The sequence below is a fragment of the Clostridium sp. CX1 genome, from assembly GCF_025398335.1.
Lineage (GTDB): Bacteria > Bacillota > Clostridia > Clostridiales > Clostridiaceae > Clostridium_AM > Clostridium_AM tanneri.
In genome coordinates this window covers 82,862-107,291 of the sequence record NZ_JAODOO010000003.1, presented here as the reverse complement: position 1 = coordinate 107,291, position 24,430 = coordinate 82,862, and the positions used below count along the sequence as shown (strand labels likewise).

Sequence of the window (24,430 nt, the reverse complement as noted above, 5' to 3'; positions counted from 1 at the left end):
ATTTTATTTTGTGCTATATTATTTTTTGTAAAATTCATTGGTCTATTCTACTTTTTCGATTAAATCCTCTGCTTCAAAATACATATCTCTTATTTTTCTATTTAATAAAAGCTTTTCCTCTGCCTTTTTTAGGTTGTTATTTATCTTGTTTTTGTTAACTGAAGGGAAGTCTCTTTTTAGTATTCCCATATCATCACAACCATACCTCTTTATTAAAAGAAAAAAAAGATATTTACAATTCTGATCCTTTAAAATTTCTAATAATTCTTCTCGTTTTACACCTTTATATTCGCATAGCAAGTTGATTATCTTTTCATATCTTTCCTCTTTGCCTGTAAAATATTTTCCCAATATAACACTTCCTTTTGTTGTACTTTATTAATTTAAGTATTGTCCATATATTAAAATTCTAAACAAAGTCATAATAAATATAATAGTAAATAGAAAAGACGCAGGTATATCTGCTATTCCTGCGTCTTTATGTTTACTGTTAAAACAGTATTAGTAGGAGCGTTCCCACCTACAGCCATATTATAATTTATAAGTACATTTCCGCCCTCTTCATTGATGTTAATATCTAAGCTGTTTGTTTCTATCTCTAGTTGAATGGTTCCGTAAGGGGTATTATACATAGATATACTTTTAGATTTTTTGTCAAAATCCATTTTTGCAGTAGTACTTCCCATTCTTATAAGAGAGAGCTTATTTTCACCTATTTTTAAAGTTGTTGTAGTTCCTTCCATGCCAGAAACCTCTGTTTCTTCATAAACTGCATAATAAGCATTATCTTTTTTATAGAAATCTCCTGGTGTAACTACTTCTACAGCTTCATCATCACCACTAACTTTACTAGACACTGATACTATCGCTTTCTTTTTCATAATCCTCCATCCCTCCTACTGATTCGGAACTAAACTTAAATTTAACTCCCCTAAATACCTTAATAAAGTACAAAACTTCTAAATATTAGTTTAGTAAATTTTTATAACTTTATCAATAACTTATTTATTAATTATCCTACTTAAGGAATGGTGAAATTTTAGCCAGGTGTACAATTTTATATCCTCTCTACTTATAAATAACGACTATCAAATATAATATGTCAGCTTTGAGGTTCATTACTACATAGTAAGTTGGCCGTTTGGTGTATTTATAATTTGCATTATCTTTTGTTCATATCCAGTATCTGCGTTTATATAAACCAGGAAGTTATCATCTTTATAGCTTCCAAAAAACTCATAACACAATACTTCCTTATTTGTTTCCGTTGGTACTATTGCAAGCCTAACGTTATTAACATTGAGTCTTTTCGATATTTTTTCTTTTGCTTGTTCTGGAGTTATCTTAGGATTAGAAATTGTTCTATTTTCTTCATGGGCTACTAGGTATTTTTCCGATTCTATTCCAACTATACTACCATTATCTAATGCAATCTTAAGTTTTACTTGATCCGGATACACAGTAACATTTCCTTGCTTATAAACATAGTTTGTTACTACTGTAGTCCCGTAATTTTGCGAATATGTAGATACCATATTATTATAACCTATATTTTTAAGATAATTTGTTCCCAGGTCTATTGCCTTTTTAGCATCTACAGTTGCTGCACCTACACTTCTATTGTTAATTAGATAAACTACTTTTCCACCGTGCTTACTTATCTCACAAACTACACTTTCATTCTTATCTCTCTTTCCTTTTAATGCAGCTGAGAATCTATAAGCATCTATAGTAGTTTTTCCTTGGTTTGGTTGAAATGATATACTCTCTATCTTGTCTTTTCCTATTATATTTCTAGCAATTTCTTCTGCTTGTTTTTGCGACACCTCTTTTTGAGAGTTTATTCTTGGTTTTATCTCTAAAACATTTTCTGAAAAAGGTCCATCATATATCAAAGCAGGATATTGAACCACTTGTTTTTGTATACCTTCAAACTTTTCTGCCAATGGTTCCCCCTTGCCGCTTGCTAATACCCCTGTTACCTTTTTTCTTATCTCTCCCCATCTTACTTTTCCTTGGTTTATATCTAATGCCAGATTTTTAAGCTGCTGTTCTAAAGCAAAGGACTCTTCTTTCAGCCTATCTACGGAGGCATATTCTTGATCAGTTAGGGTTCTTCCTTCCGATGAAGCTCTAACAAGAGAGTTGCAAAAATCCCCGACCTGAGTTAGAAATTTACTAGTATCACCTATTGTTTGCTGTGATACTGGAAGAGAATGCAGCTTGTCATTTGCTATAGATGCATTCCTGAATATTTCACCAAACAAAACTATTCCTTGTTCTTTAGAACCTACTACTGCAGCCTTTCCTAGGTTTACTCTTATATTCTGAACCGAATCTACCAAATCATACATACTCTTGCTATATTCTCCCTGAAGATAATTTCTATAATCTGTCCTTTCTAGAGTCATAAGAACAGCAAAAGTACTTGAAAAAACTACAATTAAAGTTACTAATGAAGTATATATCATTCTTTTTCTGGTGATTTTCATAAAAACTCCTCCTAATATCAAGTAGTAATAGTTCCATAATTAGTTCTATATTTAATAAAAACTATATTCTATATTATCTGTATTTAACTGATAGTTATTCACTAGGGGAGATTTTGTTTAAATAGGCTAAAAATAATTTGCAATATTTATTAATTAAGTTAGTATAGACTTTAGTTAAGTGTTAAAATAGAAATATGCACTAAATAAAAAGAGATGTAATTTTTTGTATTATTCTTAAGCATTAGAATAAAATAACTATAGTGAGACAAAACTATTATGTGAGTTTATTTTTATATTAACTTTTTCTTAATTGTTTATTAAACTTGTTTATTATTCTTGTTACATTTTATATAATATTATTACATACTTAACCGGAAGGTGATTAAATGAAGGTATTAATCCTTTCAATTTCTGCAGGTGGCGGTCATAGTCAGGCTGCAGAGGCACTAAAAGATTATATAAATTTAAAAGACTCAAACTCGGAAGTTAAAGTTATAGATGCTTTTAAATACATAAATCCATTAATAGATAAGGTAGTAATAGGAAGCTATTTGAAAACTCTAAAGGTAACTCCTTCACTTTATGGAAAGTTATATACCCATTACGAGGGAGATTATACGCTAGTAAATACAATAGGCTCTAAGTTCATTGAAATTATGACTCATAAGCTGCTTCCTTTAATTGAGGACTTCAACCCAGATATACTGGTGAGTATGCATTCCTTTTCAACAGAAATGATATCCATAATGAAGTCTAAGTATAAAGTGGCTATTCCAGCTATTACAATAATTACAGACTATTATCCTCATAGCTCCTGGCTTCACCCTAATATTAACGCTTATATAGTTTCTAGCTGTGATATGATTGAGGATATGGTTTCAAAAGGTATTCCTAGAAACATTATATATAACTTAGGTATACCAGTTAAACCTGGCTTTACAGAAAAATATGATAAAAAGAACACCTTAAATGAACTAGGCCTAAGTAAAGAGAAGAATACTATACTAGTTATGGGCGGAAGCCTAGGAATTGGTAAGATTACCGATGTGTATAAGGAACTGGTTAAGGTTACTAATGAAATTCAAATAATAATTATTACCGGAAGTAATAGAAAACTTTACTATGAACTTATGAAACTTAAAGGAAACTCATCAAAGGAAACTAGAATTATAGGCTATACAGATGAGGTTAATAAATACATGCAAGCTTGTGATTTACTTTTAACTAAACCTGGAGGCCTTACAATAACAGAAGCGCTAATATGCCAGACCCCTATTGGAATTTTTTCTCCGATACCTGGCCAAGAGGAAAAGAATGCAGAATTTCTTCTAAAGCATGACTTAGCAGTTAACTTTTTTAACATTGATAATTGTAAAGAAACTGTAGAAAATCTTTTATCTTTTGATAAAAAATTAGATATAATGCGTGAGAACTTTGCAAACTTTTCAAAACCCCATTCTGCAAGTGAAATATTTAAGCTTATGGAGTTACTTGTTAAAGAAACGGACACAAGTAATAAAATTAAAACTTCTGAAAAAGTCTTTGATAAAAACAGCACTGATAAGAACTTTTTTAAGTCAGTAGAAGAATATTTCATGAAAACAGCCACAAAAATTTTTATTGGCAACTAAAAATCCAGCATATACTATGCTGGATTCTTCTTTTTTAACATCTCCAATATCTTAAATTCAACCTTTATATTACCAGTCTCCTTGTTACCAGAGCTTATTTTGTTATTTACAATTTTATATTCCTCTGGTGTCAAAACCTTCTTCATTTGCTCTTCTGTTTCTTTATAAGAAACCTCACCTTTAGTGATATCTACAAAGCAGAGAGGAGGAAACATTACACACCACCAGTTTTTTCCTTCACCATTCCCTATGATTATTCTATATGCTTCATAATTACCCTGAGGTAAAGTTATATTTCCATAGGTTTTTATAGGAAAGTTTTCATTTTCTATTGCTGCTCTAACTGGGTAGTTATATCCGTTTTCTTCTATAACTTTACTTGCAATATATAATATCTCTTTATTGTTTCTTTTAATTATTTCTCTAGACTCTTCTATACTTTTAGAGCCTTTAAGCTTCGGTTGGATATATTCTAAAACTTTATCTCTTACCTTTAATTTTAGGGCTTGGTCATCTTTTGAGTCACTGTTAGCTAAAACATGAAATCTTATAATCTTACCTGCTATATCCTTTTGAACATTTTCACCTTTTACGCTTACCTGTTTACTATTTAAAGTAAATATAACTAAAACACTAATAATTATTAATAAAAGCTTTTTCATTTTTTTATCCCCCAATATCTTTATCTTTATATCACTAATTATTGACAGATATTTTAGTTATATTCACTTTTAAAACTATTTTACTACTCCTATTCTTCTTACATTTGTATTAACATTTACATTTACAACTGCATTTTTATAGCTTTCTCCCCAGCTATTTTTTCTTTTTTTCCATATACTCGGATGAAACTTTTCAACATACTCTCTAAGTCCTATAGGATCAACTTCAAACTCCTGCTGTGTTATTCTAACTACTTGCTCACATTCTTTTTTTATAGATTTATTGAAATTATCTTGTATATAACTTAAGGTATCTTTAGAGAATATACTGCCGTCAGTATGATAATCCTTTACTTCTCCCTCTATCCTCAAGTCTATATTAAATATCAGCTTACCTCCAGCATCCTGTACAGATATCTTTCTGTCTACTCCATCAATACTAATGTCTACTGGATGACCGTTTAGATAAGTTACTCTTCTTCCTCCTCTTAGCTTTCCTCTAAGCATAACTAGATTCGAAGTTTCCACCGGGCTTAAATTTCCTATTATTTTATAATTTTTTATCATTCCCACTCCTGCTATTCTTAACTCATTTTTATCCTTTTCTATTGTCATAACAGGAAGCATTGCATTTCCATTTTGGCTTAATAATACCAAAAACTCATTTAGTGTTATAGGGAATATGGTATCACTCCTAGAGCTATTTTCTATAAGACCTGTTAAAAATCCCTCTATATTTTTCTCCATACCAGGCTTATATTTCAAGTATTCTTCTGCTTTTCCATCCGCTAAAACTACATACATCATTCTGTTTAAAGAAGGTTCTCTTTGAAGATAATCTACTACCTCCTTTGCAACGTCTGGATAAGTCATCAAATCCTTACTTAATACAAGCAATTTTGTATGGCTAAACTTTATGTCCCTGCTTGTTTGAAGTGACACTTTACTTATAGCATCCTGCATTGAATATCCGTCTGCCATTAAATATATGTCCTCAGCAGATGAGCCCTTATCTGGTCCTAGCTTACTTATATCTGGAGCTCCAAAAGTAACATGAATTTTTTTTACATCCATAGCTGTGTAAGGCTCATCTGGCTTTAAATTCTTTAACTCTTTCTCTTTACCGATTTCCTCTCCGACATCAATTCCCATAATAGATACCAAACTTTTTCTATCTATTTCTATCTTATCCCAACACCCACTTAGTAAAATACAAACTAAAATCAAGGATATCATTTTTCTTAATTTCATTTTTTAATCTCCCTCTCTTCCACTCTTCTTTCTGAAGACCTTCTAAAAAAAAGTATTAGAGGCAGTATTACTAAACTATATAGCGTAAGTAAGGGTGTAACTTTACTATTTATATCATAAAGTTCTGCTATATTTTCAGGATATAAAGCAATTAAATATATAAAAGGCACTATTAAAACAGATGATAATTTTACATCTTTCAGACTAAACATATCCCTAAGTATATCTGCGGACAAATAGTATGAGTTTACAAAGGTAGTAAAATAGAATATTACCCATAACGCCATTACTACCCCTTCCCATCTTTCAATGAAAGCTCCAGGAATACTTATAGACTTTATCATAGTAATGGTAGGCCATAATAGTATCTTTGTTTGTTCTTTTGAAAATACCGCCAATGTAAATACTACAATAAGTGTATAAAAAATTGTAATAAAACTGATTCCTTTGAAAGCTGCTCTTTTTATCCCTTTTTTATTTTTTACAAAAGGTAGTACCGTGTAAATTATACCAATGCCGCCAAAACTAAATATTGATGTATTTAAAGCCCATATGTATTGAATCGGACTATTATTAAAAACAGGCAGAATATTAGTGAAGTCTGTTCTATTTAAAGTAAATAGTAAAACAAAGATTATAGGAACAAACATAATCCAAAATGAGATTTCATTAAACTTTATTAAGGTATCTATCTCTCCTCTTAATAAATAACTTCCTACAAGTATAGTTATTATAAGCAAAAATTCTGTAGGAGTTTTTTGCAATAGATACATTTTTATTACTTCTATAAATATCCTCATACCTGTCGCAACAGAAAATATGTTATATATTATAAAAAATAAAGCTAAGATTGAACCTATTCCCCTTCCAAACTTTCTTCTCAAAATATTGTATAACTTATCATAACTATTAGCTCTCAAGGCTTTATAAGCCATGTATATTAATAAATAGCTTACAACTCCACTTACTATCGATATAATCCACCCTTCATTTCCAACTAGCGCTGACAATTCTCTAGGGTAGGAGAAAATACCTACTCCAACAACGGTTACTACTATAGTAGAAAACAATCCGAAAGGAGTAACGAATTCTTTATCTTTCATAATAGACATATCACCTCTATTTCTGTCTTACTTTATCTTCAGTATTCATATATTCTGGTCTTTTACTAAAGGCTTTTAACGGAAACCTTATATACATATCCTTAAAGTCTGATATATTAGGGTTAACCATAGGAGATAAATAAGGTATACCAAAACTTTTTAATTTTACAAGATGTATAAGTATAATGATCAGCCCTAGCACTATACCATATAACCCTACAACAGACGCTGCTATTATTAAGAGAAACCTTAATATCCTAAAAGCAGTTGATATCTCAAAATTAGGTGTAGTAAAATTCGTTATAGCCGTTACCGAAACTATAATAATCATTATAGGACTAACAACTCCCGCAGTAACAGCTGCCTGACCGATAATGAGACCACCTACTATACCTATAGTTGAACCTATCGCCTTAGGCAGCCTTGCTATAGCCTCGATTAATAAAGCTAAACTTACCTCCATAATTATAGCTTCTACAAAAGCTGGAAAAGGCACACCCTCTCTAGATGCAGCTATAAAATATGCCATCTTAGTAGGAATTATAGCTGTATGAAATGATGTAACTGCTACATAAAGTGCTGGTAGCAATAATGATAAAAAAATAGAGAAAAATCTCATAAACCTCATTAATGATCCGTATATCCATCTTTGATAATAATCATCAGGTGATTGAAAAAAATTAGGCATGGTTGCTGGAACAATAATCGCAAAAGGTGAGTTATCTACAAGTATAGCAATCCTACCCTCATATAATGCTGCAGCCACCACATCTGGTCTTTCTGTATTTTGTATCTGAGGAAAGATGGACCACTTGTCATCCTCTACCATTTGTTCAACGTATCCACTATCTAAAACTGCATCTATATTTATTCTTTCTACTCTGCTAAGCAGTTCTTCTAAGGCATCTCTGTTTACAATATCTTCAATATACATTATTGCTGCATCAGTTTTAGATCTAACACCTAAAGACTTTGGAACTACCTTAAGCCTTGTGTCTCTTATTCTTCTTCTAACTAGTGCAGTATTAAATCTTATTGTTTCAGTAAAACCATCTCTTCCGCCTCTTATTACAGTCTCCCTAGAAGGCTCTGATACCCCTCTAGCTGGCCAAAAACGAGTAGCTATAACATAAGCACCTTCAAGCCCCTCAACAAACATCAAAGTATCACCTGAAAGCATTGCGTTAACACCTTCACTAAGCTTTTTTACTTCTCTGACATCAGTGACAGCTAAAATTCTATCCTTTATTTCACTTGCCTTCGTTATGTTATGGCCCTTAAGCATTACATTTTCAAGCACATAATCGTCTAAAAGTATTTTATCTCCCATTCCATCTATGTATACTAATGCTGATTTCAGCTTTCCTATGTAAAACTCCCTAAAAACTATGTCTGAAGCATCTTCTAAAAGTTCTTTTAAATAACAAATGTTTTCTTCTGTTTTTAATGATATGCAGTCTCTAATTTCTTCTTTCAAAAATGATCACTTCCCTTGACGTTATTGTAGTTTTTCTTTTTAGTCTATACAGCATACATAGCAAATAAATATAGAATAATTGATATTATTATTGAGCCTAAACCCATTATCTTTGCCTTATTTGCTGTTCTTTTCATACATGCTCTCTTAAAACTTTTTGAGTCAATGAATGCTAATACAAATCCCTGTATTAGCATCAACGCTAAGAAATATTTACTAAATAGTCCTAATATCCTCATAATATCCGCTCCTAATCTTTTCAGATAACCTCTCATTATTTTTAGCCTTAACATTCTTAATTATGCACAAAATTAATTTAGGAATTAAAGTTACGTACTTATACTTTTACTTAAAATTTTCAAAGAAAAAGAGTGTATAAAAATATCAATACTTTTATACACTCTCTCTTAAATTGTTCTTGTTATAAACACTTCTTCATAAATTTTCTTCATTCTGCCATAATACATCTGAGCTTTTAACATATCATCAAAAAAAGCAAACACTGTAGGTCCACTGCCACTCATTAATGAACCCAAGGCTCCCATTTTAACAGCTTCTTCTTTTATCTCTTTTAGTACCGTATGCTTTTTTAGAGTTACCTCTTCTAATACATTCTTCATATTACTGCTGATACTAGCTAAGTCATTATTTTCTACAGATCTTATTAAAAACTCAGTGTCAGGGTGCTCTGCTATGCTATCTACTTTTAAGCTTTCATATACTTCTTTTGTAGACACTCCAAAGGAGGGCTTAACTAATACCAATATATGATTTTTAAAAGATTTAAGCTTTGTAACCTTCTCTCCTATTCCTTCACAAAGAGCTGTGCCGCCAACTATGCAATATGGTACGTCAGCGCCTATGCTTAATCCCAGTTCCATAAGCTCAGCATCTTCTATTTCTGGTCTATAAAGGCTTCTCATAGCTCTTAAAACTGCAGCTGCATCAGTACTTCCTCCTGCTAGCCCAGCAGCCATAGGTATATTCTTTTCTATATGTATTTCCACTCCTGCTCTTACGTTATAGTTGTCTATAAAAAGCTCTGCAGCTCTATAAGCTAGGTTTTTTTTATCTATAGGTAATTCTTTTCTATTGCAGGTTAGCTTTATTTTGTCTGTTGTCTTCATTACACTTATTACATCATGTAGCTCTATGTTCTGCATTATCATCCTCAAGTTATGATAGCCGTCTTCTCTTCTACTAATAACGTCTAATGATAAATTTATTTTTCCATAAGCCTTCAGTATCATCGTTTCCCCTCCAAACAATCATGCCTTTTACTAGAATAGTATAATATATGGCTAAAATTAAAGCTATACCTTCAGATTAGAATTTAAAAGCACTTAGCTTTTAAAGCTCTAACCTTTCTAAAAGGTATAGCTTTTGATATTCTTAAAACTTGCTTTTAAAACAGGTAGAATTCTTTATGCCATAATTGCAGATTGATCTTTGTTTGTCTTTAAGCTAATTCTCTCTTTAACTAACTCTACTAAAGGTTTTGAATCCTCAAAGAACATTATTATTAGATCACCGGCTTTTGCGTCGTCTAAAGCTTTTTCTAATGCATCTCTTTCGTTTAATACTATATCTATATTCTTTCTATCAAAACCTGCTTTTAAAACACCATTTTCTAAGATACTTGCAATTTCTCCATTTTTTCTTCCTCTTTTATCTTTGTCTTCTTTAATATATATATAATCGAAGTTTTCTCCTGCTATTTTTCCAACCTCTTCTACGCTACTATTAGTTCTATCTCCAGGTACTCCTATAATACCAACAAGTCTATTATGCTTTATATTTTTTGCTCCTGATAAAACGGCTTTATATCCTTCTATATTATGACCATAGTCTAAAACCACTACAACGTTATCTATATTATACATATTAAATCTTCCTGGATTAAACTCTTCATCTCCATAAAAGGTCGTCAATCCCTCTTTTATAATTGGGTAGTCTAATTTAAGACCAATTAATGCTGCACAGGCTGCCATAGCATTTTCTATATTATAGGTTAACTTGCCTTCTAAAGTTATTTTGATATCTTCCACTTTTACTATAGGTACTATTTCTCCACTTTTTTCTACACACATTACTCCATTACTAATATAAACACCATATCCACCGTTGCTTATATTAGATCTTAGCGTGGTGTTATATTTATCCTTGGAAAATATAATTATATTACTCTTCATCCTATCTACTATAGTTTTACTCATAGGATCATCTGCATTTAATACAACATATCCTTCATCTTTTACTGCTTCTCCTACTAAGGCCTTTACATAGGCTAGATCTTCAAGTGTATCTATTCCGTCTATCCCTAGGTGATCCTCTGTGATATTCGTTATAACTGCCACATCCGCTAAATCATAGGCGAGACCCTTTTTTAAAATGCCACCTCGAGCTGTTTCTAAAACAGCAGCATCTATTTCTTTGTTAGCTAGAATTGTTCTAGCACTATAATATCCAGTAGTATCTCCTTTATGAATACACTTATTATTTATATATATTCCACCAGTTGTAGTCATTCCTACATTACATCCTGCCTTCGATAGAGCATAACTTATAAGCCTTGTAGTAGTGGTTTTCCCATTAGTACCAGTTATAGCTACTACAGGTATGCTTTTAGGTGAATCCTTGAACATCATATCCACTATAGATCCAGCAACATTTCTACTTTTGCCTTCACTTGGATAATGATGCATTCTAATTCCTGGTGCAGCATTAACCTCTATTATTGCTCCACCATCGGTAATAGGTTTACTTATATCATTACAGCATACATCTATTCCACATATATCAAGGCCTATCGCTCTAGCAGCTCTTTCACATATCTGAATGTTTTCCTCATGAATAATATCAGTACAATCTATTGCTTTACCACCTGTTGACAAGTTAGCATTTTCTCTTAGAATCAACTTTTCCCCTTCCGGTAAAATACTTTCTAGGTTATATCCCTTTTTGCTAATATAGGTCTTTAATTCATCATTTAGTTTTATTTTTGTTAAAGGTTTTTCATGACCTTCCCCTCTCATACTATCTCTATTCACATCATTTACCAACTCTCTTATACTGCTAAACCCATCTCCGATAATATAAGGAGGAATTCTCTCTGCTGCAGCTACAACCTTCCCGTCTACTACACATACTCTATAATCTCTTCCAAATATATTTTTTTCAATTATAATGTCACTAAAGCCTTTAGCCAATACTTCGTACGCATTAAGGGCTTCTTTTTCATTTTTAATATTTACAAAGACACCCTTGCCCTGATTACCAAACCTAGGCTTTAAAGTTATAGGATACCCAATTCTTTCTGCTTTAATTAACATCTCTAAGGCATTTCTAACTTTTCCGCCTTCTGCAATAGGTAGACATTGATTGTGTAAAATCTCCTTAGTTAGCAGCTTATCACAAGCTATGTCTACACCAATAGACCTTGTGTTATCAGAAATAGTTGCCTCTATTATCTTACTATACCTGCCATATCCTAGTTGAAACATGCTTCCTTCTCCAATTTTCATTACAGGTATGTTTCTCTCTTTAGCTTCTTTAATTATAGATAGTGTACTCGGTCCAAGTTCTTCAGTTCTTAATATAGTTCTTACTTTATTAATAGCATCCTTTAAATCATAATTTTCTTTATTAATTAAAGAGTTGATTAGGTCCACTGTAAGTTTACCGATTTCAACTCCAGTGCTTACATATATATATTCATAGATAATATAGTACTTATCTCCGTCTATTTCTCTAGATTTACCATATGCTGCATTTAAACCTAATCTGTTTTGGAGAGCTAATATAATATGCTCACAGGTGTGGGAAAGGTAAGTTCCTTCATAAAGTCTTTTTTTGAATCCATTTTCTTCATCAATTCCACATCTATGTTCATTTAATTCTGGAATTAGTTCTAATACCTTTTCATTAAATCCCTCTATATCCTTTGTTGGAATATCTCTATATCCCTGTAAGTCTACACACATCTTGATACACTTTCTATGAGAATATATATTTCTTCCTTCGAAAATTCTAAATTCATCTATTTTCATTTTTGTGTATATTGTCCTCCTATTTTTATCAGCTATATTTTATAAATCTTTTATGATTTAACTCCACTAAATGGTTTCTTGGTATTTAAATTAAAACTATCTCCAGATTTTAAAACGTATAATTTCACATTAAAAATAGACAATAGCTCATCTGGATATTGTTCTGATACATTACTATAAGTTATATTGCTTCCATCTATAACGTATACAGCTCCAGATCCTATTACCTTGAACTCTCCTTCTTCATTTACAACAATGGCTGTATCCTCGTCAATTCCTATTCCTAGACTTTGAGGATTTTCTGCTATTCCAACAAGCAGTCTTCCTACTCTTCCTCTTTGGGCAAAATGTTGATCTATAATCACATCTTTAATTAAGCCTAGTCCTGGTGCCATTTTTAAAGTGCATTTTTTTGGCGATTCGTCGTCAGGTCCAGTAATTATCATAGTAGCACTCATAACAGAAGCTCCAGCAGAGGTTCCAACAAAAATACATCCATCTTCATATGCATTAAGCATTTTTTGATAAATAGGTGTACCTCCTAGTAAACTAGTTATCCTAAGCTGGTCTCCTCCTGTAAAGAATACCAAGGCTGCTTCTTCTATAATGCTAACATTATTTTTATCATAGGCATCTTTCCTATCCTTTATATTTAATATCTTGATATTTTTAACTCCTAATTTTTCAAATACATTTCTATATTCATATCCTAATTCTTCTGGCAACTCAGATGCCACAGTTGTTACAACAAGCAGGTCATTATCCTTATCCAGTTTTCTGCAGACTTCTCTTAGTATCTTCTTGTCACCTTTCTTATCCTCTGCGCCTCCTATTATTATTAGACTTCCTTCTAACTTTTCTTCCAATGTATACACCCCTTTTTGTGGATATTTTTTATTTTTTCCACATATCTAATTATTATACATAGGCTAATTTTCGCTATTAACATAGACAAAAATTAAAAGCTTCAGTAGTCAGCCTACTGAAGCTTTTAAATATTAAACTGTATTTATCTTTTTGCAATAAGTCTAATTATTATACTAAATTACAAAGCTTTTATATTTTTAAATAATATTTTATGCTTTGCAATTTATATTACAGCTCTTCCTGGTATAATAAGTTTATCTCCAACTCTTATAGAATCTAGATCCTCTACGTTGTTAATCTTAATCAAATCATCTATTGTAGTTCCATACTTCTTAGCTATTTTCCAAAGTGTGTCTCCATGTTGAGTAACATAGATAGTAAGACTAGCCTTCTTTTTAGGAAGTTCTCCTTCTACAGCGCTCATATCCACTAGAAACTCCTTATGAGTAATATAATTTACTCTAGAATACACTTCAACTACAGCCTTTATAGCTATGGTATCCGCTTCTATGGATGAATCTATACTCTCCAGGTTAGCCTTTGCAATGCACTGCATATCAATTTTACATCCTGGTATTTCTACTGAACAATTAAATGGTATTTCCTCACTTACTGTATATATATATTTTTCATCATCAGTAGTTCTATACAGCACTTTTACATCTAAAACCCCATCTACTATAACTTTATCTTCAACTATTTTTTTATCTGTTATACATACCTTCCCAGAACACATAACTATCTGAGACATCTTTGGCCTACTGCTATCTAACTCGATATTATATTTTACTATACTTTGGTTAGTTGCTTGCCCATGCATCACATTTAGTTCATAATCCTTTTTGTCCATTTTCATAATTGAAGAAGGGGAGTATGCATCTTCTATAATATCCATGCCTTCTTTATACATAACCTTTGTATTTGACTTTATCAAGCATTCTAAAGCAAGAAGTCTATTCTCTCCTAAATCATCTTCATTAATGCTATAATCAACAGAATCAACCTTAAAATCTGTGTAGCTGTCCATTGTTGGATTTACACCATCTAAATCTAACTCCTTACTGACTAATACATCATCTTCTATGGACACTAAATCTCTAATATCTTTTCCTCTGTAAAGCACAGTTATTAGTGCAGATGCCTCTAAGAATATCTTTCCCTCCATAACTCTAATGTCCTTTTTATGGATCTTAACATCACACTTTAATATATTACCAATCTGCGGCTTATCCATAGGTACTTGCATTTGAGTTTTAGCTATTAAATCTCCAGAAACTGTACCAACTATCTTATCCACTGTCGCTGGATTTTTTAACATTTGCACATCTTCGGAACCAGTAACATCTTTTATTACTTCAAAGTTGTAATTTTTATAGACTTCTGCCTTTAGCTTTACAATTCCTTCTACTGCTACCTTTCTTTCATTTACTATGCCACATTCCATATGTTCTACATAACAGTCCGCATCACAAAGCATTCTATAATCTGATCCAGGAATCTCTACGTAGTTTGAAAACTTTCCTACATAAGTAACACTATGAACACCGGTACTTTCTTCCTCTCTAGCTAGATAAAGTATAGTATATTCTACTTGTCCTTCTATAGAAACTTTGTCCTGTATAACTTCCTTATTCACTATAAAAGGCTTGGCGTCAACCATTAAAATTTCACTAACGTCAGGATGAGCATCCGGTATTACATATTCGGCTTTTACTACAGTATCAGAAAAACTTTCACCAAGTAATTGTTCACACTCTATATTTTCTTTAATCAGCTCCATAGCCATGAATCTCCCTCCCATAAAAACCTACTATTTATTTATATATTCTCTAATAGGAAAATATGATAAAGTGGGCCATTTTTTCAAAATAAATAATATGTGCAAAATTGATATATTGCTACAACATTCATCATCTTTCCCATGTATTCTCTCCTTAAAAGCAATTTGGAATGTTTATTAATATTGACATTTGGAGAATTTTGACGTAATATTGAATTAGATGGTTGTTGATTATATAACCTCTCATAAATTCTCAATACCCTTTTATACCATAGTTGAAAGATGGATAACCCACCATCTTTCTTTTTATTTGCATAAAAAAATCGGTACTAAATTTTAGTACCGATTTATACAGCAAAAACTAATTGAACTGTCTTAGTTAAAACATCTGAGTAACTGTAAGTGACTTTCCTTTGGGTGTCATTTTCTAATCTAATTACAAATATACTAGGATAAGCTTTTTCTATAATTCCCTTATTTACTAAAACTTTTCTTCTCCCGCTATTTGCCTTTAATGTTACAGTATCGCCTACATGATCTTCAATATTTTTTCTTATTGAAGCCAATACATTTTTCTTTTCCACATTAAACACCCTCTTTCCACATTTCATATTATATATCCAAATATATATAATGTCAAATAAACTTTATATTGTATCAGTTAACAATTTGTTTTGTCAATATTAATTTTTTGTAAACAGCCTCGTTTTTTTTTATTTTACCTACTTTTGATATTATTACCTCAACTTTGCTTATATATGCAACTAATTTTGAAATAGGCTAATTTATATATATGGCGACTTCGGAAATCCTTCACGATATTTTCCTCTAGTCTGCAATCCACCTATACCTCTAGTACCAGTTATAGTATTTTCCAGTCCCTCCTGAATAGATACTACCTTCTCTATATTGGTATAAGCTATTTTTTCACATAAAAATACTGGATCTAGGCAATGTATTAATATTCTGCTTGGCGAACTAGCAAAATTGGCTCCAGCATCCAGTATAGCTTCATAACAAGATTGACAGGCTCCAGCAAATATTACTAAATCATCATAATTAGATTCATAGTTCCTAAGTTCCGATACTGCTTCCACAAAATACTTAGAATTTTTATAGTTATCAATATTTGTGAATTCTCTTGTTCCTTTAGAGATTGCATCATGTCCAGTAATTACTACTATGTCTGGCTTTACCTGCTTTACTAGTTCTAGTATAACCTTAGGCTGTTCTTTTTCTGCAACGGTTTTTCCTACTACATCCAACATTAATTGTTTATATACTTTAAGGCATACATCCAAATATTCAGGATCTCCATCCACATGGAGTATCTTTCCAGGGCGCCCAAAGGTAAGTTCATTACTTATGGGCATCTTTTCTATTCTATGCTCTGTTCGAAATCCACCTCTACTTAGTAAAACATTTCTTATTGAACTATTCACCTGCCTACTAAATATCTTTTCATTTTCCGTTAAGGAATCCTCTGGCACTGTCTCCAAGTCTTCCTCTGGAGAATCTGCTACAATCCTTAGATTTATTCCTTTTAATGAATAAATAATACCACTATCAGTATCTTTAATATCTATAACTTTGAAGGTAATATCTTTTCCATAAGACTTTCTTACTACTATATCTCCTATCTTCATCGTACTACACTCCATATTCAAACTCATAATAGATATAATATGTCCTTTTATATATTTGGTGAATATATTTTGATGATAAAATTATTATCAAAGTTAAACTTAATTAAAAATAGACATAAAGCACTGATAAAAACTAGTGCTTATATGTCTATTTTTAATTTACACAAAACCTTCCTCTTTTTGATTATACAATTCCTTAAACTCTTGTATGAATTTAGTATACTTTTCTTGTTCAGAAATTAACTCCTCCAACTTATTATTAAAGGTATTTAATGACCAATTCACCTCATTATAATAATATCTATTGGCAAGTCTCCAAAAGCGCTGAGGAAATAGTAGGAATGCAAATAGTACCCTGTATTCCTCTTCCTTTAAAGGACTAACCTCATTATACGAATTGATTATAAGCTCTGCTTCTTCTATATTCCAGTCAACACGCTTCAGAACCTTAATGATGAAGGCAGAAATATCGTATGCTCTTATCTCTCTTTTGCAGTAATCAAAATCTATTACATTAACATCATCCTTTTTATCTATTATTATATTGTGGTACGTAAAGTCATGGTGACAAAATCCCTTTTCCTCTTCTGCAATACTACAAAGATCGTTATACTTAGAATCTGATAATACATTTATAGCCCTTTTACCAAAATCCTTATAAAATTGCATTGTTTTTATATAATTCAAATCAAAATTACCTTTAGTACTCTTTTTTCGTCCCATATCTCTCATTTTATCAAAGGATCTTACTCTTTTTTCCATTAAGTTTGGCCATCTTCCTAGGTCTGTCTTTAATTTACTATTTTCAGGTGGCTCATAACCTTTAGAAGCCAAATGGAGATAAGCTAAAGCTTTTGCAGCCTTTACTAAGTCCTCTCTATTTCTGAAGTCACACTCTCTTCCATCAAGCCATTCTGAAAGGGTGTATATATCTTCATTTACCAGTGCATAAGGATTTCCATCTACATTTAAACAATATCTATCCACCTTTGTAAAACCACTTTTTATTAGATGTTCCTTGGCCCCATATACAAATAAAAGTTTTTGTGTTCCATAATTTATCTTCTTTAAACATTTAGTTCCTTTGTCAGTTTTTAAAAGATATACTCCCTTATTTGGCTTGATACTCTCAATTTTGATGTCAAATTGTCTTTCTATTTCAAATTCTCTCATCATGTTAATCACCCCTATATAATTTATATGAATAACCTATTAACTTTAGAAGATTAATAACACTTTTGAAACAAGTTTAATATAATAAAATATAATAAAGTTTGAAAGGAATAGTCTTATGAAAATAGGAATTGACGGTAGAGCAGCCAAATGGTATAGAGGGACAGGAATAGGTACTTATACTTATCAATTAATTAATTGTTTAAATAGAATTGATACCATAAACAAATACCTGCTTTTTATGCCTGAAAACTGTAAACATGACATGTCTTTGAAAGGAAACTTTTATTTAAATAATATTACTGAGGGCAGTTCATCAAGTTTTTGGGATGAAGTAAACATACCCAATATATTAAAAGATAAAAACATACAACTTTACCACGTACCTCAAAACGGGGTTGGTCTGCCTATAGATAAGAATTGCCGATTTGTAATTACCCTTCATGATATAATCCCATATAAAATGCCTGAAACTGTTAGCGATAGATATTTAGAGATTTTTTCAAAGGAAATCCCTAAAATTGTATCTAATTGTGATGGAATAATAACAGTATCCAATTACTCGAAAAAAGATATAATTGAAGCTTTTAATTTCCCTGAGAATAAAGTGTATGTTACTCATCTAGCTAGTGAAGATATATATAAACCCTTAGACAAGACTGTAAGTAAGTATATAGCTAAAAGATACTATTCCATAGATGGAGACTTTATTCTATACGTTGGCGGGTTTAGCCCAAGAAAAAATATAATTGGCCTTATAGAAAGCTTTAGTAAGCTTGTTTCTACTTATAAAAAAGATATAAAGCTTGTAATAGCAGGAAAAAAGGGCAAGTCCTATGATATTTATAAATCCCGAGCTGATGAGCTTCATATTTCAGATAAGGTGCTATTTCCAGGTTTTATCTCCATAGAGCATTTACCATATATATATAATGCCTCTAAGTTATTTGTGTATCCTTCTTTTTATGAGGGTTTTGGTCTTCCTCCAATTGAGGCAATGTCCTGCGGAGTACCTGTTATAGCTTCCAATATTACATCAGTTCCTGAGGTAGTTGGTGATGGCGGCTTGCTTATTAACCCTAAGGATATTGATAATTTATGTAATGCCATGTTTAGAATCTTATCTGATGACCTACTTCGGGAAAAACTAATCTCAGCGGGATTAACTAAAGCTTCAGGATTAAGTTGGGAAAAAACTGCAAAAGATACTATAGGAATTTATAATAAGATAATTAAGGGGTAATGTTAAACGGGGCATGTTAACGCTATATATTAGCCTGCCCTCTATTTACTCCTTTGTAGTATTTAATGTATAATATGTTATATGAAATTTAATCCTTTTCTAGAATCTTTATGAAGGGTGGTACATATAATGGCAAAGGATAGCTCATTTGATATTGTTTCAGAGGTTGATATGCAGGAAATGGATAATGCAGTTAACCAAGCAATGAAGGAAATTAGCCAACGTTATGACTTCAAAGGAAGCAGTGCTCAAATAGTACTAGAGAAAGATTCTCTAAAATTGAATGCTGAGGATGACTACAAAATTAAAGCTATGGTAGATATTCTTAAGGGAAAGATGATTAAAAGAAATATATCTACAAAATGTCTAAACCCAGGAAAAATAGATAATGCCTCTGGCGGCAACTTAAAACAAAACATTGAAATCCAAAAAGGTTTGAGCAAAGAAAAAGCTAAAGAGGTTGCTTCATACATAAAGGATCTAAAGCTTAAAGTTCAAGCCCAAATCATGGATGACAAGGTTCGTGTATCTGCGCCAAAAAAGGATGATTTACAAATAGTAATTCAAAACCTTAAATCAAAGGATTTTGATATCGATCTACAGTTCATAAATTTAAGATAGCTAGGTCCTTATAAAAAAATCTGCTCTATACAAATGAGAGCAGATTTTTTCATATATTACTTAATTTATATTATTTTAAACTTATCTAGGAATTCTTCTCTATCCTCTTTATAGCTAGATTTTCTTTTTAGCCTATCTAAGAACACTTCTTCATCCCAGTCTTTTCTCTTTGCATAATAGTCTCTTGATATACTGTAGAAGTCCTCTGGAAATGCTAACATCGCTTTTAGTACTTCTATCTCCCTTTTACTTAATGTATTTTTAACGCAGTAATTTTCTATTATACTATTTGCCTTATCAACATCAAAGGCAAAGTTCTTTATGACTTTGTTTATGAAATTACATAAATCATGTACCTTTAGGTCTATAATAGCATAATCAAAGTCTATAAAATAAGCTTCACCGTCATTTATCAATATGTTATGATATGCTAAGTCATGGTGACAAACTACAATCTTGTCTTCCTCACTACAAAGTTTATAGTAACAAGATTTTTCAAGCATATCTGCACTTGCTTTAATTTGATTAATATAATAGTCCACATTCTTTAAAAATATTTCATCAAATTCAGTTTTATTTTCATGAATAGAAGCTATATTTTTAAAAAACTCCATCTCCTGAACTCTTCTTTTAAAAGTATCTATTAATTTTCCATTATTATATTTTGTATATAAACTAGTTTTAAATCCTTCTGATGCATTATGAAGTTCTCCTAGCCCCCTTGCAGCAATGGTTAAATCTACAGGATTACTAAAGTTACATTCTTTTCCTTGTACTACATCCATAACGCAATACATATTTCCATCCCAAATAGTGTATATTTCACCGTCTGCACCTTTTACAAAATCAACAATTCTTGAAAACTTGTTTCTTATATAATCCAGTATACTATATATAAACTTTAACTCTTCCTTAGTATATTCAACTTTTTTTAATATCTTTTCACCTCTATCTGTAGATGCCATATATACACCTCTAATAGGCATTACATCATGTACCTTTAAGTTAAATTTATCGAACAACTCTACGCATAAGTCGTATTTAGTTAGATACTTTCTTTCACTATACCTCGGAAACATTTTTCCACCTCCTTAAATTAAACTGTTCCCATCTACCACCATAGCCTTTTTTAACTTTAAAACATATTCATCTTCTGTCCAGCTTTTACTTTTTTCTCTATACCTATTACAACATTTCATGAATTCATAAGGATAAGATATAAGGGATATTATAAATAGTTCACTATCCTTCTCTAAGGATTCTAAATAGCAAAACTCCTTTACTAATTCACAAAAATTTAATTCTATTCCCTTTCGCCTAATCTTTCCTAGCAAGTGCACTAAATCCATCTCAACCATATCATAGCAGCAATCTTCTATATTTCTTATTTCTATAAAATCTTCTCTTCTTAAGTTGTTAAAAGATGTATCTCCAATGCACATCTCAGATCTCTTCATACTCCTCATTATAAGACCTATATAATTATTTATATATATAGTATCAATAACTTTTCTAGCCCTTGTTAAGTAAATATCTCCTTTATCTAATAAAATTTTTTCAAATTCATTAACCGGTGTCTTTTTAGACAAATTGTCTAAATCCTTACTTAGTCTTTTTATATATATCTTATACTGCTCTACAGTCTTCCCAATATTGTTATCAAGTCTTTTATTCATTACTTCCATATATCCTAGGGTATTTGAGTGAAATTCAGTAATATTTAGGATTTGCTCTTTTACCATACCTGCTGTTAAATTTTCATACTGTATTTGATCCTTAAACTCATCTATCTTCTTAATGCCTTTACTTTCTAGATACTTTATAAAACATAATGTAAGGTTGTCGCAGTACACTTCAAAACCTCCTCACTAAGTGTTACCTACTCTTTCTTTTCATCTCCTTTAATAATTTCTTTTTCTTCTTTTCTAGCTTCTTTACCTCTTCTTCTCTTTTTTTTATCTTTTTTAACTCCTTCACTGATCTCTTCAAAACTTCCACCTTATCTTCATAGGACTTTAAATTCATTGCTTCTTCTTCCTTTTTCACCTTTTTATGTGACATAATCATACTTCCTTTCATAAATTTTTACTCATACTGTATAAATCTAAACTCATCTAAAAATTCTTGTTTTTCATCTCTATCCGCCTTTATCTTTCTTAACTTTTTCAAGAAAAAGTCCTCACCCCAAGGCTGCTTTTCCCAATAGTATTGAATTCCTACTTGCCAGTAATCCTGAGGGAACTCCATAAATGCAGCCATTATCGGTATATCTTCTTGTTTAACCTTGTTTACTGTACTATAGGCTTCTAAAACAAACAAAGAATTCCCAATACTCCACTTTCCATTCTTCATACGCCTTATAAGTAGGCTTGCTAAGTCATGTAGGTGAGTATCAAGCATACAGTAATCAAAGTCTATAATATTTACCTCGCTATTACTATCTATCAAGACATTGTGGTTTGCATAATCATGGTGGCAAAAACCCCTATTTTCTATTTCAGTCTTCATAACATCTATATACTTGCTTTCCTTTAAATGCTCTACTGAAGTTTCTGCTCTTTCCAATTCTTCTTCCATCATATTTAAATAGATTTCATCGAATTCAGTTTTCTTTTCCCTTTTATCTATTCTCTTTTTAAAATCTAATATTTCATCTCTTCTTGTGTTGAAAGTCTCTATCCACTTAAACCATCCAATCCTAGGCTTCATATCTTCTGTGAGCCTAAATCCCTTGCTTTTTTTATGAAGTTCAGCTAATTTTGAAGAGGCAATTAATATTTCTACAGGATTATCGTAGTTACATTGTCTAGAATTTATCCAGTTAGTAAGATAGGCATAGTTGCCATATAAATTTATATACTCTAATCCATCCTTAGTTTTTATTATTTCAGGAATGCTTTTAAACTTATTATTTTGGAGATGTTTTATGGCTGATATAATAAATAGGAAATGGCCGAAATTATATTTTATTACTTTTAGACAATATTGGTTATCCTCAGTGTGAACTTTATATACATTTTTTATCTTTTCTATAGAATTAACCTTTAGTTCATAAGCTTGCTCAACTACATTTTGTACCTGTCTTATATCCAAGATCCTTCCTCCAAACTACTGCTATATATGTATTATATGAATTAACTTATATGTGTGTGCTAAATGACACACTTTTAGCGTAATATTAATAATATATAGTAGAGTTTATTTTTTTGTCATAGATATGGTTATGTTGAATTGGGGGTAGGACTCTCAATTTTAGGTGGAGGTAGATATTTTTATGAAAATTGCTATGGATGCGAGAGGTATTAATTGGTATAAAGGAACTGGTATAGGGACTTACACAGATAAAATCCTAAGATATATGATTCAAAATAATAAAGATAATTTTTATCAGATTTACTGGTCTGGAGAAAATTATCAAGATTTTGAAGATGTTAATACAAAGATAGTAATAGCATCTAAAAAACATCACAGATTTTTCGAACAACAATACTTTCCCAGTAATCTAAAAAAGGAAAATGTAGATATATATCACATTCCTCAAAATGGCATAGGCATATCTGAAAGCATCCCTTGTAAGAAAGTAGTAACTATACATGACTTGATTCCTTATATTTTACCTGAGACTGTGGGCAGAGGATACTTATCTAAATTTCTAAGGGAGATGCCTAGAATACTGGAACTTTGCGACGGAGTTATAACAGTGTCAGAATGTTCTAAAAGAGATATTCTGAAATTCTTCCCTATCGAGGAAGACAAGGTCTTTGTAACACCTTTAGCTGCAGATAGTAAGTATAAACCACTAGATAAAGATAAATGTCAGGAGATATTAAGAGAAGCTTATAATATAACTAAACCTTTTGTGCTTTATATAGGCGGTTTCAGCCCAAGGAAAAATGTATCAGCTTTAATGACTGCTTTTTCTAGTATTCATAAAAACTTAGATGAAGAACACGATCTAGTTATTGTTGGAGCAAACAAAGACGATATCAATATCCTAAAGCAGTTAAGTGTAGACTTGAATATAGAATCTAATGTAATATTTACAGGCTTCGTTCAAGAAGAGCTTCTACCTGTATTTTATAATAGCTGTAACGTATTTGTTTATCCTTCCATATATGAAGGGTTCGGTCTTCCTCCTCTAGAAGCTATGAGTTGTGGAACTCCTGTAATCACTTCTGATATCTCCTCCATACCTGAAGTAGTTGGAGACGGAGGAATCCTTATAGACCCCTTTAATATGAAAAGTATTATGTATTCTCTTGAAGCACTATTAAATGATGAAAGCATAAGAATTGAATTAAGCACTAAAGCTCTAAAGAGAGCCTCTCAATTTTCTTGGTCAAAAACTTCAGAGCAAACTATTGAAGCTTACAAAAATATTTTATACGGAAAATAAATAAAGCCTCCTGACTCTTTTCCGTTCCAAGTCAGGAGG

Annotated in this window: 23 protein-coding genes; 4 read left to right on the top strand and 19 right to left on the bottom strand. The window is 31.4% G+C overall.

Annotated elements, in window-relative coordinates; genetic code table 11:
* Positions 1-42: 42 nt before the first annotated feature.
* From N4T77_RS04140 to ypeB, 3 genes are all read right to left on the bottom strand, one after another.
* Positions 43-351, bottom strand: coding sequence for a ribose-5-phosphate isomerase (locus N4T77_RS04140; protein WP_261670484.1), 309 nt, complete (start codon positions 349-351; stop codon positions 43-45).
* Between the two features lie 113 nt (positions 352-464).
* The gene (locus N4T77_RS04135) at positions 465-881 is read right to left on the bottom strand and encodes a DUF1934 domain-containing protein (RefSeq protein ID WP_261670483.1); all 417 of its coding nucleotides are present in this window, start codon (positions 879-881) and stop codon (positions 465-467) included.
* A gap of 240 nt (positions 882-1,121) precedes the next feature.
* Positions 1,122-2,492: a germination protein YpeB gene (gene ypeB, locus N4T77_RS04130; protein ID WP_261670482.1), complete on the bottom strand. Its 1,371-nt coding sequence runs from the start codon at positions 2,490-2,492 to the stop codon at positions 1,122-1,124.
* A gap of 386 nt (positions 2,493-2,878) precedes the next feature.
* On the opposite strand from ypeB, the gene N4T77_RS04125 reads away from it, so the two are divergent.
* On the top strand, positions 2,879-4,123 hold the full coding sequence (locus N4T77_RS04125) for an MGDG synthase family glycosyltransferase (protein ID WP_261670481.1): 1,245 nt from the start codon (positions 2,879-2,881) through the stop codon (positions 4,121-4,123).
* 14 nt (positions 4,124-4,137) lie between these two features.
* Here the strand turns inward: N4T77_RS04125 and spoIIR are convergent, their stop codons facing one another.
* The 12 genes from spoIIR to N4T77_RS04065 all read right to left on the bottom strand — a co-directional run bounded on the left by spoIIR (position 4,138) and on the right by N4T77_RS04065 (position 18,134).
* A complete protein-coding gene (gene spoIIR, locus N4T77_RS04120; RefSeq protein ID WP_261670480.1) occupies positions 4,138-4,785 on the bottom strand; it encodes a stage II sporulation protein R in 648 nt (215 codons plus the stop codon).
* A gap of 75 nt (positions 4,786-4,860) precedes the next feature.
* Positions 4,861-6,036 carry a Ger(x)C family spore germination protein gene (locus N4T77_RS04115; RefSeq protein ID WP_261670479.1) on the bottom strand — a complete coding sequence of 392 codons (1,176 nt, stop codon included), beginning with the start codon at positions 6,034-6,036 and terminating at the stop codon, positions 4,861-4,863.
* Complete coding sequence (locus tag N4T77_RS04110; RefSeq protein WP_261670478.1) at positions 6,033-7,139, bottom strand: spore germination protein; 1,107 nt, start codon at positions 7,137-7,139, stop codon at positions 6,033-6,035. The genes N4T77_RS04115 and N4T77_RS04110 overlap by 4 nt, the downstream gene beginning before the upstream one ends.
* 16 nt (positions 7,140-7,155) lie before the next feature.
* Positions 7,156-8,616 carry a spore germination protein gene (locus tag N4T77_RS04105; protein ID WP_261670477.1) on the bottom strand — a complete coding sequence of 487 codons (1,461 nt, stop codon included), beginning with the start codon at positions 8,614-8,616 and terminating at the stop codon, positions 7,156-7,158.
* Positions 8,617-8,660: 44 nt separating this feature from the next.
* The gene (locus N4T77_RS04100) at positions 8,661-8,855 is read right to left on the bottom strand and encodes a CLC_0170 family protein (protein WP_261670476.1); all 195 of its coding nucleotides are present in this window, start codon (positions 8,853-8,855) and stop codon (positions 8,661-8,663) included.
* Between the two features lie 168 nt (positions 8,856-9,023).
* Positions 9,024-9,866, bottom strand: coding sequence for a 4-(cytidine 5'-diphospho)-2-C-methyl-D-erythritol kinase (gene ispE, locus N4T77_RS04095; RefSeq protein WP_261670475.1), 843 nt, complete (start codon positions 9,864-9,866; stop codon positions 9,024-9,026).
* Positions 9,867-10,040: 174 nt separating this feature from the next.
* Positions 10,041-12,665: a cyanophycin synthetase gene (gene cphA, locus N4T77_RS04090; RefSeq protein ID WP_261670474.1), complete on the bottom strand. Its 2,625-nt coding sequence runs from the start codon at positions 12,663-12,665 to the stop codon at positions 10,041-10,043.
* Positions 12,666-12,715: 50 nt separating this feature from the next.
* On the bottom strand, positions 12,716-13,531 hold the full coding sequence (locus tag N4T77_RS04085; RefSeq protein ID WP_261670473.1) for a cyanophycinase: 816 nt from the start codon (positions 13,529-13,531) through the stop codon (positions 12,716-12,718).
* Positions 13,532-13,755: 224 nt separating this feature from the next.
* The gene (locus tag N4T77_RS04080) at positions 13,756-15,318 is read right to left on the bottom strand and encodes an SPOCS domain-containing protein (RefSeq protein ID WP_261670472.1); all 1,563 of its coding nucleotides are present in this window, start codon (positions 15,316-15,318) and stop codon (positions 13,756-13,758) included.
* Between the two features lie 341 nt (positions 15,319-15,659).
* Entirely contained in the window at positions 15,660-15,896 is a 237-nt protein-coding gene (locus N4T77_RS04075; protein WP_261670471.1) for a Veg family protein, read from the bottom strand.
* Positions 15,897-16,097: 201 nt separating this feature from the next.
* The gene (yabG, locus tag N4T77_RS04070) at positions 16,098-16,958 is read right to left on the bottom strand and encodes a sporulation peptidase YabG (RefSeq protein WP_261670470.1); all 861 of its coding nucleotides are present in this window, start codon (positions 16,956-16,958) and stop codon (positions 16,098-16,100) included.
* 159 nt (positions 16,959-17,117) lie between these two features.
* Positions 17,118-18,134 (bottom strand): CotS family spore coat protein, encoded by a 1,017-nt coding sequence (locus N4T77_RS04065; protein ID WP_261670469.1) that lies wholly within the window; start codon positions 18,132-18,134, stop codon positions 17,118-17,120.
* Positions 18,135-18,249: 115 nt separating this feature from the next.
* Between N4T77_RS04065 and N4T77_RS04060 the strand changes: the two genes are divergently transcribed.
* Both N4T77_RS04060 and N4T77_RS04055 read left to right on the top strand, forming a co-directional pair.
* A complete protein-coding gene (locus tag N4T77_RS04060) occupies positions 18,250-19,374 on the top strand; it encodes a glycosyltransferase family 1 protein (protein ID WP_261670468.1) in 1,125 nt (374 codons plus the stop codon).
* Positions 19,375-19,503: 129 nt separating this feature from the next.
* A complete protein-coding gene (locus tag N4T77_RS04055) occupies positions 19,504-19,995 on the top strand; it encodes a YajQ family cyclic di-GMP-binding protein (RefSeq protein ID WP_261670467.1) in 492 nt (163 codons plus the stop codon).
* A 65-nt stretch (positions 19,996-20,060) separates the two neighbouring features.
* Here the strand turns inward: N4T77_RS04055 and N4T77_RS04050 are convergent, their stop codons facing one another.
* From N4T77_RS04050 to N4T77_RS04035, 4 genes are read right to left on the bottom strand one after another with little or no spacing between them, the layout of a single operon-like run.
* The gene (locus N4T77_RS04050; protein WP_261670466.1) at positions 20,061-21,074 is read right to left on the bottom strand and encodes a CotS family spore coat protein; all 1,014 of its coding nucleotides are present in this window, start codon (positions 21,072-21,074) and stop codon (positions 20,061-20,063) included.
* Between the two features lie 12 nt (positions 21,075-21,086).
* Positions 21,087-21,848, bottom strand: a complete 762-nt coding sequence (locus N4T77_RS04045; protein WP_261670465.1) for a spore coat protein — start codon at positions 21,846-21,848, stop codon at positions 21,087-21,089.
* A 22-nt stretch (positions 21,849-21,870) separates the two neighbouring features.
* On the bottom strand, positions 21,871-22,056 hold the full coding sequence (locus N4T77_RS04040; RefSeq protein WP_261670464.1) for a hypothetical protein: 186 nt from the start codon (positions 22,054-22,056) through the stop codon (positions 21,871-21,873).
* A 24-nt stretch (positions 22,057-22,080) separates the two neighbouring features.
* Positions 22,081-23,088 (bottom strand): CotS family spore coat protein, encoded by a 1,008-nt coding sequence (locus N4T77_RS04035; protein WP_261670463.1) that lies wholly within the window; start codon positions 23,086-23,088, stop codon positions 22,081-22,083.
* Between the two features lie 181 nt (positions 23,089-23,269).
* Between N4T77_RS04035 and N4T77_RS04030 the strand changes: the two genes are divergently transcribed.
* Positions 23,270-24,391 (top strand): glycosyltransferase family 1 protein, encoded by a 1,122-nt coding sequence (locus tag N4T77_RS04030; protein ID WP_261670462.1) that lies wholly within the window; start codon positions 23,270-23,272, stop codon positions 24,389-24,391.
* The last annotated feature ends 39 nt before the right edge of the window (positions 24,392-24,430 follow it).